7 protein-coding genes are annotated in these 11,035 nt (G+C 67.4%); 1 reads left to right on the forward strand and 6 read right to left on the reverse strand.

Features of this window, described 5'->3' with window-relative positions:
- Nucleotides 1–517: 517 nt before the first annotated feature.
- On the forward strand, nt 518–1,744 hold the full coding sequence (locus MJ797_RS23755; protein WP_239341401.1) for a twin-arginine translocation signal domain-containing protein: 1,227 nt from the start codon (nt 518–520) through the stop codon (nt 1,742–1,744).
- A gap of 58 nt (nt 1,745–1,802) precedes the next feature.
- Here MJ797_RS23755 and cutA read toward each other — a convergent pair whose 3' ends face one another.
- The 6 genes from cutA to secD form a co-directional block, all read right to left on the reverse strand.
- Nucleotides 1,803–2,132 carry a divalent-cation tolerance protein CutA gene (gene cutA, locus MJ797_RS23760; protein ID WP_239311867.1) on the reverse strand — a complete coding sequence of 110 codons (330 nt, stop codon included), beginning with the start codon at nt 2,130–2,132 and terminating at the stop codon, nt 1,803–1,805.
- Nucleotides 2,133–2,455: 323 nt separating this feature from the next.
- On the reverse strand, nt 2,456–4,900 hold the full coding sequence (locus tag MJ797_RS23765) for a bifunctional (p)ppGpp synthetase/guanosine-3',5'-bis(diphosphate) 3'-pyrophosphohydrolase (RefSeq protein ID WP_239341403.1): 2,445 nt from the start codon (nt 4,898–4,900) through the stop codon (nt 2,456–2,458).
- Nucleotides 4,901–5,055: 155 nt separating this feature from the next.
- The gene (locus tag MJ797_RS23770) at nt 5,056–7,599 is read right to left on the reverse strand and encodes a bifunctional (p)ppGpp synthetase/guanosine-3',5'-bis(diphosphate) 3'-pyrophosphohydrolase (RefSeq protein ID WP_374582884.1); all 2,544 of its coding nucleotides are present in this window, start codon (nt 7,597–7,599) and stop codon (nt 5,056–5,058) included.
- Between the two features lie 300 nt (nt 7,600–7,899).
- Nucleotides 7,900–8,484 (reverse strand): adenine phosphoribosyltransferase, encoded by a 585-nt coding sequence (locus MJ797_RS23775; RefSeq protein WP_374582882.1) that lies wholly within the window; start codon nt 8,482–8,484, stop codon nt 7,900–7,902.
- A complete protein-coding gene (secF, locus tag MJ797_RS23780; protein ID WP_239341407.1) occupies nt 8,481–9,728 on the reverse strand; it encodes a protein translocase subunit SecF in 1,248 nt (415 codons plus the stop codon). The genes MJ797_RS23775 and secF overlap by 4 nt, the downstream gene beginning before the upstream one ends.
- 2 nt (nt 9,729–9,730) lie before the next feature.
- Nucleotides 9,731–11,035 (reverse strand): protein translocase subunit SecD (gene secD, locus MJ797_RS23785; RefSeq protein ID WP_239341409.1); only part of this gene is annotated, 1,305 nt, incomplete at its 5' end.

An 11,035-nucleotide genomic window follows, 5' to 3' on the forward strand; every position in this document is an offset into this window, starting at 1 on the left:
AACAACTTCCGGCGGCGACCACTTAGTCGATCATTGAACCGGCGCCCCTGGCCGAGCGCCGCCCATATAATCCGTTATGTGAGTTTCGCCGGTGAATACCGGACCGAAGGCTCCGATCGTGCCCGGCGAGCGGTTGACACAATGGAACAAACACGTTCCACCGGCGCCTCTTGACATTATCCAGCGGCTACCGCGGGTGCCATGTTGATATGTTGACGTCCGCCAGTGAAATCGCCGGAAAAAGTATTCGAACCAGCCCGCGGCCGGCACCGGTCCAACCAACCGCTGGTCAAGCGGGGCGAATGGGGCCACCTCAGCTGACCACGACAACGGGATACGCTGTCGTTATCGTGCGAACTATTGGGGGAGGCAGCTGGTGACAACTGCGGCAAGTAAGACTGCGCCTACAAAAACTAATCCACCGAGGCGTATCCCCAACACCCGGTTACGAACCTGTCGCGAAGAGAGAGGCTGGTCGCAGGAACGACTTGCCACTGAACTGCGACGCTTCGCTGTCATGCACGAGGGCCGCGAGGCCGGCGCCACCGGAAACATGATCTGCAAGTGGGAGAAGGGCGACAAGAAACCCAGCCTCCGTTACCAACGGCTTCTGCGCGCTCTTTTTCACCGGACCGCCGGGGAACTCGGGTTCATTGACGATGAAACTGTCAGCCGGCTCGGCGTCGACACCGAGGCGAGGCGCGCTCCCGGGCTCCCCCAAACGAGCGTGGAGCGGCGTTCCTTCTTGCGTATGGTCGCGGCGGCCGGGGGTGTCGCGGTCGCACCGGTGACGCCCGACGCCGAACCCTGGGAACGGCTTTCCGCGGCTCTTCGGCAGCAGACCGCCGTCACTCCGCCAACGGTCGAGGATCTGTCCGCGCGGACGGCGGGCCTGTTCGGGCTGGAAGAACGGGTCCCGGCCCGGGCACTCATGGCGAGAGTGACCACCCAGCTGACAACGCTGAGCCAGCTGCTGGAGACCTCGCCACGGTCGACGGTACGGCGTAACCTCACCATCACCGCTGGTGAGGTAGCTGCGCTCGCCGGATGGCTCGCCTTTGATATGCGCGACAACACGTGTGCGCTCGCCTACTATCGGGTCGCGCTCGAAGCCGCCCGCGAAGCCAACGACAACGCCTTGTGGGCATGCGTGCTGGGGTACGAGAGTTACCAGCCCGCCCTGGCCGGCCGGCCGGACCAGGCATGCGCGCTCCTGAGCGAGGCCCAGCGCCGGGCCGCGCTCGGCGGCAGCATGATGACCCGCGCGTGGCTTGCCGCTCGGGAGGCCGAGGAACAGGCTTCCCGAGGGGACAGCGGCGCGGCGCTGCGCGCGCTCGAACGTGCCGGTGACGCTTTCGACCGAGCCGATCCAGCGAACGATCGCGTGTGGACGCAGTTCTTCGACCGCCCTCGCCTCGACGGCATGCGGGTGACGACCTTCACGCGCCTGCGCCGTCCGGACGCCGCCTACGCGGCCGCGGCGGAGACCCTGCGGACCACCACTACCAGCCCAACCGCCATGAAGAAGCGCTCGCTGCTGTTCGGTGCCCTTGCCGAGGTCCACATTCACCGCAGGGAGATCGACCAGGCATGCCAGCTGGCCGCGGACGCGCTTGCGATCGTGGCACAGACGGACTTCTCGCTGGGGCTTGCCCGCGTACTACAGATTCGCGATCAACTTCGGCCGTGGCGGGAGAGCCAGCCGGTACGGGATCTCGACGAGCAGCTACGGGTGCTGGTCTGACCGGTCAGCACCGCGGGCGTGCGGGAGATGATCGCCGAGCAGGCGAACAGGCGAACAGTCAAAGCGTGGCGGACGGCGCCGTCTCGGCGGTGATCCAGTCCAGATAGTCACCGAGCCCATCGACGATCGGCATCGCGATGATCTCGGGCGTGTCGTAGGGATGCGCCTGGGTAATCTCCCGCGCCAACTCGGCAAATCGGTCGGTTGTCGTTTTTGCCAGACATAGCCATTCGTCCGCCTGCTCAATCTCGCCCCGCCATCGGTAGGTGCTCCGAATCGGGCCGAGAACCTGAACACAGGCGGCCAGTCGACGCTCCACCAGCAGGCGCCCGAGCCGGTCCGCCGCTTCAGGCGAATCGATGCTGGTCACGGCCTGAAGATGGCCCATAAACCCCCCTGATCATTCGGTGGATGAGCAACGTACCCCACATCGGCCCGCACGGTCCACCGACAGATTGAGGGCGTGTCCGCTGGATGTTCGATCGCTTCGCCCCTACCCGGACGCTTCGCGTCCGTGCGGGCCCCCGCTCCCGATGCCCAGAAAACGTCCTGCCGTGTTGTCGTCGGTCCGGATAGAACACCGCTATCCGGGCCTGCGCCGCCTTACGGGCCACTTTCTGGATCATCACCCGCATCGGCCACCAGCCAGCAGGCACGCTACGGCAAAACGAATCGGAACACCGCGATGCCGCGTCTCCTGTTGCCGGGGCGCTACGTGCCGGGATCGGCTCGCCGGCCGCCGGTCCGATAACAGTCATACACACCACCTACCGTGCGTACAGCCGCGAGCACCGCGTCCAGCTGCGCCGGGCCGGCAACCTCGACCGTGAAACGGGCATGGACCGCTCTGTCCTCGGCCGTGATGGTCGATGCGGACCGAACGGTGGCCGACGCGTCCGACAGCATTTCGGTTATGTCAGCGAGCAGGCCATATCGGTCAAAAGCCTCGACCGCGATCTCGGCGGGGAAGGTCACGCTCGCGCTGGGAACCCACGAGGTCACCACGGCCCGGCGCCGATCTCCACGGGCCTCCGCCGCGTTCACGCATTGCCGCCGGTGCACCGAGACCGCGGGGCTGTGCGTGGTGGTGAATCCGACCACGTCGTCCCCTGGCAGGGGCAGACAACAACGGGCAAGACGCACCGGGACGTCCGGCCGGCCGTCGACAGCGGCCAGGCCCGCCCAGGCCTGCGCATGGACGCGCCCCCGCGGCGGGCGCGCTGGCGACACCGCGGGCCGCGCCGAGGGCCGGTGGACACGGTCCGCGAACGGATCTGGATGGTGTGGCAGGCCGGCAGCGTCGTCCAGAACGGTCGCGCCGTCACGATTCGCACCCGCCACACCGGCAGTGGCGGCAGTGGCGGATCCCACCGGTTGGGAGCCGCTCAGGTGATCTGCCGCCGGCGCGGCGGCGCTCACCGCCGATCCGCCAGGTGCGGCGGTGGCGGCGGTGGCGGCGTCATGCCCGGTAACGGGGGACGTGGTGTCGGCGTCTCGCCGCTGGCGTGCCGTCCTGCGGCGGATCCGCACCCTGGCGCGGGACGTCTTGACGAAGTCCAACCAGTCCTCGGACGGACTGGCGCTCGGCAGTCCAGAGCGCAGGATCTCCACCACGTCACCGTTACGCAGCCGGGTGCGCAGGGGCACCAGCCTGCCGTTGACCCGGGCGCCGATAGCCCGATGCCCGAGCTCCGTGTGGACCGCGTAGGCCAGGTCGACCGGTGTCGATCGGGCCGGCAGAGCGATGATCCTGCCCTTGGGGGTGAAGATGAGAACCTCGTCCGAGTCGAGATCCGCCGACAGCGACTCGATAAACTCACCCGGGTCCTTCGCCTCGCCCTCCCAGTCAAGCAGGCTGTGCAGCCAGGCCAGGCCCTCCAGGCGAGCGCCGTCCGCGGACGGCCCGACCGGGCGCGCGATGATCCCGGTTTCCGCGAGGCGGTGCATAGCCTCCGTACGGATCTGGATATCGACGGGTTTGCCGGCCGAGTCCACAACGGTCGTATGCAGGGACTGGTACATGTTGAACTTGGGAGTGGCCACGAAGTCGCGTAGCCGGCCGGGTGCCGGCCGCCAGATGGCATGCACTTCCCCCAGCGCTTCATAACAGTCAGTGACAGAATCTACGAGAACCAGCACACGGACGATGTCGTTGTAGTCACGCGCCTGGAAGCCGCGTTCCTGTGCCCGCTTGTAGATCGAGAAAAGATGACTTGTCCTGACCGAGACCCTGGCATTGATGCGAGCATCCTCGAGACCGCGCTGGAGCGTGCTGACGATCGCGCCAACCTGGCCGGACGCGCGCTCCGCGGCTGTGAACTCGTCTACCATCCGCTGTATCCGCTGGTGCTCGCCGGGATGCAGGACGGCGAACGAACGATCCTCCAGTTCTCTTTTGATCACACTCACACCGAGACGATGCGCCAGCGGCGCGAGGATCTCCAGCGTCACCCGGGCGATGCGCGCCTGCTTGGGGGGAGACTTGAAGCCGAGCGTCCGCATGTTGTGGAGGCGGTCGGCAATCTTGATGACAAGGACCCGGTAGTCCTTGGCGAGGGCAACGATGAGTTTCCGCAGGGTCTCGGCTTCAGCCGCGTCACCGAAACGCATCTTGTCGAGTTTGGTCACCCCGTCGACAATGTTGGCGACCTCAAGGCCGAAATCGGCGGCAGCGGCCTCGAGGGTGTAGCCGGTGTCCTCAACGGTGTCGTGCAGCAACGCCCCGACGATCGTGGTGGTGTCCACTCCGAGCTCGGCGAGGATCTGGGTCACCGCGAGCGGGTGGGTGATGTACGGGTCGCCGCTGTGTCTTTGCTGACCGGCGTGTTGCCGGTTCGCGACCTCATAGGCATGGACGATGAGGCCGATGTCGGCCTTGGCATGGTGCAGGCAGTGCGTATCGGTGATCTTCCGCAGCTCCGGCGGCACCGCGGGGGTGCCCCGGCCCGCTGCCATCCAGCGGGCGAGATGAGCGAGACGGGTGCTGGCCAGCCGGGCGGCCGCCAGCGTACGTGAGGTCTCTTCTCCCCCGCCAGCCTGCTCAGCAGCCCCGCCGACGCTTTCAGCGCCCCCGGCTGACCATCCCCCAGCGGAGCGTTCGATCCGCGCGGGCAACGCCGCGCCTTGCATACCGGCACCTACGATCTCGGCGTCCACAGCGCCCCCCTCAACAGATCTCCACGCCTAAGAGCGACCGGCGAGCCACAGCAGGGCTGGCGAGGACCGGTTGCCGCGGCAACATCGATGTCGTACACGGGCACACCGGTCCCCCTCGACGGGAACCGGCACCCGGGCGGACGGCGGCATCATGATCAGCACCGTACGCCCGAAGTGACCCGATAGCAGTCGTACACGCCCTCGATGGACCGCACCGCATCCCGGATGTGTCCCAGGTGCTTCGCGTCCCCCATCTCGAAGGTGAAACGGCTGATCGCGATCTGGTCCCTGGTCGTCGTCACCGACGCGGACAAGATGTTGACATGGTGATTGGTCAGGACCCGCGTCACGTCGGACAGTAAACGGGCCCGGTCCAGCGCCTCGACCTGGATGACGACGAGGAACACCGAACCCGACGACGCGGCCCACTCGACCGCCACGATCCGGTCGTGCGGATCGGCGCACAGCGTCGCCAGGTTCGGGCAGTCGTGGCGATGCACGGACACGCCCTTGCCCCGGGTGACGAATCCTGTGATCGCATCCCCCGGCATGGGCATGCAACAGCGGGCGAGCTTCGCCCACACGTCCTCGGAACCGCTGACGACCACTCCCGGATCACCCACCGACCGCCGCAGGGCCCGGGTCGGCAGCGCGGTCTCGGCGGCGTCCTCGGCCGCGCCCTCGGGTCCGCCGAGCGCGGCCACCAGCCGGGCCACCACGTTCTGCGCGCTGGCGGTCTTCTCGCCGATCGCGACATACAGCGCGGACACGTCCGGGTAACGCATGTCCCTGGCCAGGCTGGGCAGCACGTCGCCGTTCATCAACCGGGTCAGCGGGAGGCCGTGCCGGCGCATCATCCGGGCGAGAGCGTCCCGGCCGGCGACGACGGCGTCCTCACGCCGCTCCCGGGCGTGCCACTGACGGATCTTCGTACGTGCCCGGGAAGACCGGACGAAGGTCAGCCAGTCCTCGCTCGGCCCGGCCGCATGCGCACGCGAAGTGAAGATCGCTACGGTGTCCCCGTTGTCGAGGGAGGTGTCCAAAGCGGCGAGCCTGCCATTGACTCGTGCGCCCACGCACTGATTACCGACGTCGGTGTGGACGGCATAGGCGAAGTCGACCGGGGTGGACCCCTGCGGCAACGCGATCACGTCACCCTTGGGGGTGAACACGAACACCTCGTCGGTGTGCAGGTCAAAGCGCAGGCTGTCGAGGAACTCACCGGGCTGTGCGGTCTCCCGCTGCCAGTCGAGAATCTGCCGCAGCCAGGCGGTCTGGTCCTGGCTGGAGCCACCTCGGCGGGACCGCCCGCCCGCTTTCGACCCGCCGTCGGTAAACCCGAACGCCCGTGCCTTGGCCGTACCCGACGGCCGGGCCGCGACGCCGTCCTCCTTGTACTTCCAGTGCGCCGCGATCCCGTACTCGGCCCGGTTGTGCATCGCGTGGGTCCGGATCTGCAGCTCCACCGGCTTGCCGTCAGGCCCCATGACCGTCGTGTGCAGTGACTGGTACATGTTGAACTTGGGCATCGCGATGTAGTCTTTGAACCGGCCCGGGATGGGCTTCCAGTTCGCGTGTAGCGTGCCCAGCGATGCGTAGCAGTCACGGACGGAGTCAACCAGTACCCGAATTCCGACCAGGTCATGGATGTCGTCGAACGACCGGCCTCGCACCACCATTTTCTGGTAGATCGAGTAATAGTGCTTGGGACGGCCGGTGACGACGGACTTGATCTTGGCTTCGTCCAGGTGGGCCAGTACCGCGGTCACCACACCGGTGATATACGTATCCCTGCTCGGCGCGCGCTCGGCCACAAGACGGACAATCTCGTCGTAACGCTTCGGGTAGAGGGTCGCGAAAGCGAGGTCCTCCAGCTCCCACTTGAGCGAGTTCATCCCCAGCCGGTGGGCCAGCGGGGCGTAGATCTCCAGCGTCTCCCTGGCTTTGCGCTCCTGTTTGTGTTCAGGCAGGAACCGCAGGGTCCGCATGTTGTGCAGCCGGGCGGCAAGTTTGATCACCAATGCCCGCGGGTCGCGGGCCATCGCGACCACCATGCGACGGATCGTCTCGGCCTGGGCGCCCTCACCGACCTTCACCCGGTGGAGCTTCATCACCGCGTCGAGAACATCCGCGACGTGGTCACCGAACTCGTCCCGGATGCGGTCGAGGGTCATGTGGGCTTCGCCCACGGTGCCGTGCAGGAGCGCGGCGCACAGCGTCGGTGTGTCCATGCCGAGATCAGCGAGGATGCTGGCGACAGCTATGGGATGCGTCACATAGGGGTGCCCGGACAGGCGCACCTGACCGGCATGCACCCCGGCCGCGGTCTCGAACGCCCGCTGAACAGGACCGACATCCGCCCGGGGATGGTTGGCAAGCAAACCTCGCAGCACCGGATCCAACAGCGATGGTGAGGTCGCGCGATGTGACGCGAGCCTGGGGAAACGGCCGCGGACCCGGCGGGGCAGCGGCGGCGACTCGTGCCCCAGGCGCGGGACCACCGGCGAGCCCTCGCCCGAACCGGAGTCCCCATGGTCGGCCAGAAGGGCAGCCTGACGCGCGGCGGCAGCTGTTGATCCACCGTCGGTCAGCGCATCATCGACCTCCGAACGCGCCCGGTCGGCGCCTGCGGAACGCTCATCTGTCGATGACGAATCGCGCACGATCGTCACGCCGGGCTCGGACGCTCCAGTCACCATCGATGCTGCCTCGGGCACAATCCATTCCTACTTCCGCTAGGAGTGATGAAGCCACCGGCGATGCGAAAAACCTGACCGCATCACCTTCGGCCCGACCAGCGGTCATCAGCTCACCAGGCGGACGCGAAAAACATGATCGCACCGCCTCCGGCCAAACCAGGGACCCCTGCAGGTTAACGCTGCGTTGGGCGCCTGCCATCCGCAACTCCAGCCGGATACGGCCGGAGCGGACAAAGATCACAAAATTTCACAAGATACGACTGGCCGTGCGCGCATCCATCACAGCCGCTGCGCGATCCGCTACACCTCCATGATCGATGAAATCGCAAGCGGCGCCAGCCGATCCCGCCCGGACAGGAACATGAGCTCCATCAACACGGCAAGCCCGGCAACCTCAACGCCGCTCTGACGCACCAGCTCGGCAGCGGCGAGCGCGGTACCGCCCGTGGCCAGGACATCGTCGACGAGCAGCACCCGGTCACCGGGCCGGAACGCGTCAGTCTGCACCTCCAGCGTGGCGGTGCCATACTCCAGATCGTAAGTCCTGCTGATCGTCTCACCGGGCAGCTTGCCCTGCTTGCGAATGGGAACCACGCCGACCCCGAGACGGTAGGCAACCGGGGCCGCGAGCAAGAAACCGCGCGCCTCGATGGCCGCCACCACGGTGGCGCCGTGACCGTCGACCGTGTCGGCGAGCGCGTCGATGACCACCGCGAAGGCTGCCGGCGTCGTCAACAGCGGCGCGATGTCCTTGAAGATCACCCCGGGCTTGGGAAAGTCAGGAACGTCCCGGATGTGGGCGCGCAGCACATCCACGGCCTGGACCGGCGCGGGCCCGCCGGCCGAGGTGCCCGCGGGCGTGGGAGTTGATTCGGTAGTCGTCACCGCCGCTTTTTACCGCCTGGACGGCCTTTCCGGCCAGAACGCCGCGCCTGCGCCGGACGGCGCGCCGCCGTGCCGGGCCGGCTGGACCGAGCCCCGGCCACGGCTGGCTCACGGTTGCCGAGAGGTTTCTCACGTTCACCTTCGACGGCCCCCTCGGTGCCGGTCATCTGCCGCGCCGCGCCGACCTCCGTCCCTCGCTCCGCTGCCGGCACACCGGGATCGGCCCCGAGCGCCGCGCCGGCTCCCGTGACGACCTGGGCGCCCTTGGTCGATTCACGCAACGCCGACGCCCGGGACTTGGCCACCCGCACGTCCAGCGCCTGGACCGCCGGCTCGTTCTTCTTCAGATCCACCAACAGCGGTGTCGCGACGAACAGCGAGGAGTAGGTGCCCGAGGCGATCCCGACGAACTGGGCGAGGGCAAGGTCCTCCAACGTGCCGGCGCCCAGCAGCCCGGCACCCACAAAAAGCAGCGAACCGACCGGTACCAGCGCGATGAAAGACGTGTTGAGCGACCGCATCAACGTCTGGTTCAACGAGTCGTTGGTGGTCTCGGCGTAGGTACGCCGGCTGGCCGTACCCATCCCGGCGGTGTTCTCCCGGACCCGGTCAAAGACCACGACCGTGTCGTAGAGGGAGAATCCCAGGATGGTCAGCAGGGCGATGACCGTCGCGGGGGTGACCTGGAAACCTACCAGTGAATAGATACCCATCGTGACGATGAGGTCGTGGATGAGCGACGCCATGGCGGCGACCGCCATCTTCCACTCAAACCTGACGGACAGGTAGATCATAACCAGTACCAGGAACACCGCGAGCCCCTGCAGCGCCTTGTTGGTGATGGTCGATCCCCAGGATGCGCCGACCGTCGAGATGTCGATACCGGTGTCCGGAATGGCGAAACGTTGCTGAATGGCGGCCTGGAGCTGGCCGGTCTGCGCGTCGGTCAGGGCCGGGGTCTGCAGCCGGATCTGGTGTGAGGTCTGGAGTTCCTGGATCACCGTGTCGGCGGGGTTGATCCCGACCGAGGACAGCGCCGCCTCAGCCTCCGCAACCGGCCGGCCGGCGGCGGGAAACTGGAACAGCGCGCCGCCCTTGAAGTCAATCCCGAGCGAGAACCCGCGGATCGCCATGCTGGCGACGCAGATCGTCAGGAGTACGGCGGAGACCAGATACCAGACCCTGCGCCGGCCGACGAACTCCACGTGGAACTCACTGCGGTAGAGCCTGCTGGCCCAGGACATCTCTACTCCTCCCGTCCCGTGCCGGCCGGACCCGACCGTGATGACTGAGAATCGGACGATCGCACATCAGCTGGCCGCCCGCCCGCTTTGCCCGGGGAGACCGGGGCCCGCTCACGCCGGGTCAGGCGGGTGGCTGTGGGCGAGCCGTCCTGGCCGTTGCCCGCGGCCGCCCTCACGCCGAGCGCCGAGACCGTGAGCCCGGAGAACCGGCTGCTGGCGAACAGCGGCCTGCGGACGAGCAGGGAGACAACCGGTCTGGTGAAAATGAACATGATCAATATGTCGATCAACGTGGACAAGCCGAGGGTGAACGCGAATCCCCGGACGGACCCGATCGACAGAACGTACAGCACCGCGGCGGCCAGGAAGGAGACCGTGTCCGCGGCCAGCATGGTCCGCCGGGCTGACGGCCACGCCCGGTCGACCGCCGCGCGAACACTGCGGTGGGCGCGGACCTCGTCCTTGATGCGCTCGAAGTAGACGACGAACGAGTCCGCGGTGACACCGATGGACACGATCAGACCGGCGATACCGGCCAGGGTGAGAGTGAATCCGATCCATCTGCCGAGCAGCACCACGGCGGCGTAGACGAGGAGCCCGCTCACCGCCAGCGAGCTGATCACCACAATCCCGAGGGCCCGGTAGTACAGGAACGAGTACACGACGACCAGCAGCAGGCCTATGGCACCCGCCAGCAGACCGGCGTTGAGGGAGTCCTTGCCCAGGGTCGGGGATACCGACTCGGCGCTGGACTGCTCGAACGCCAGCGGCAGGGCACCGTAGCGCAGCACATTCGCAAGGTCCTGAGCGCTGGACTGGTTGAAGGAGCCCGATATCTGGGCGTCCCCGGCGATACGGTCGTTGGTGGTCGGCGCCGACTGGACCACGCCGTCCAGGACAATGGCCACCTGCTTGCCGATGGTCTCCTCGGTCAGCTTGGTGAACTTGTCCTGCCCGTCGCGGGTGAAGCTGACGTTGACGATCCACTGGCCGGTGCTCACCGAGGCGGTGCCACCGGAGCTGGCCAGCCCCGCCGTCGCCGACTTCACATCGGTACCCACCACCTGGGCGGGCATGAGCAGGTATTTGACGGCACCGTTGCGGTCACAGGCCGCAACCCACTCCGACGGCTTCTCCGTGCTCGCCGTCCGGCTGCGCGCATCCGACGGCGCGCAGGTCAGGGCCTCAAACGTGGCAATGACGTCGGCCGGCGGCGTCACCGCGGCGGCCTGCGCGGGATCGGTCGCCGGGGCCGGCGCGGGCGTGGCGGGCGCCGGGGCTGCGGGTGCGGGCGTGGCCGGCGCGGG

The organism is Protofrankia sp. CiP3, assembly GCF_917627345.1.
Classification (GTDB): Bacteria; Actinomycetota; Actinomycetes; order Frankiales; family Frankiaceae; genus Protofrankia.

Bases quoted from the DNA above. Each gene is read 5' to 3' on its own strand.
- MJ797_RS23755 (WP_239341401.1), top strand. From the start codon at position 518: ATGCACGAGGGCCGCGAGGCCGGCGCCACCGGAAACATGATCTGCAAG.
- cutA (WP_239311867.1), bottom strand. From the start codon at position 2,132: ATGGGCCATCTTCAGGCCGTGACCAGCATCGATTCGCCTGAAGCGGCG.
- MJ797_RS23770 (WP_374582884.1), bottom strand. From the start codon at position 7,599: ATGGTGACTGGAGCGTCCGAGCCCGGCGTGACGATCGTGCGCGATTCG.
- secF (WP_239341407.1), bottom strand. From the start codon at position 9,728: ATGTCCTGGGCCAGCAGGCTCTACCGCAGTGAGTTCCACGTGGAGTTC.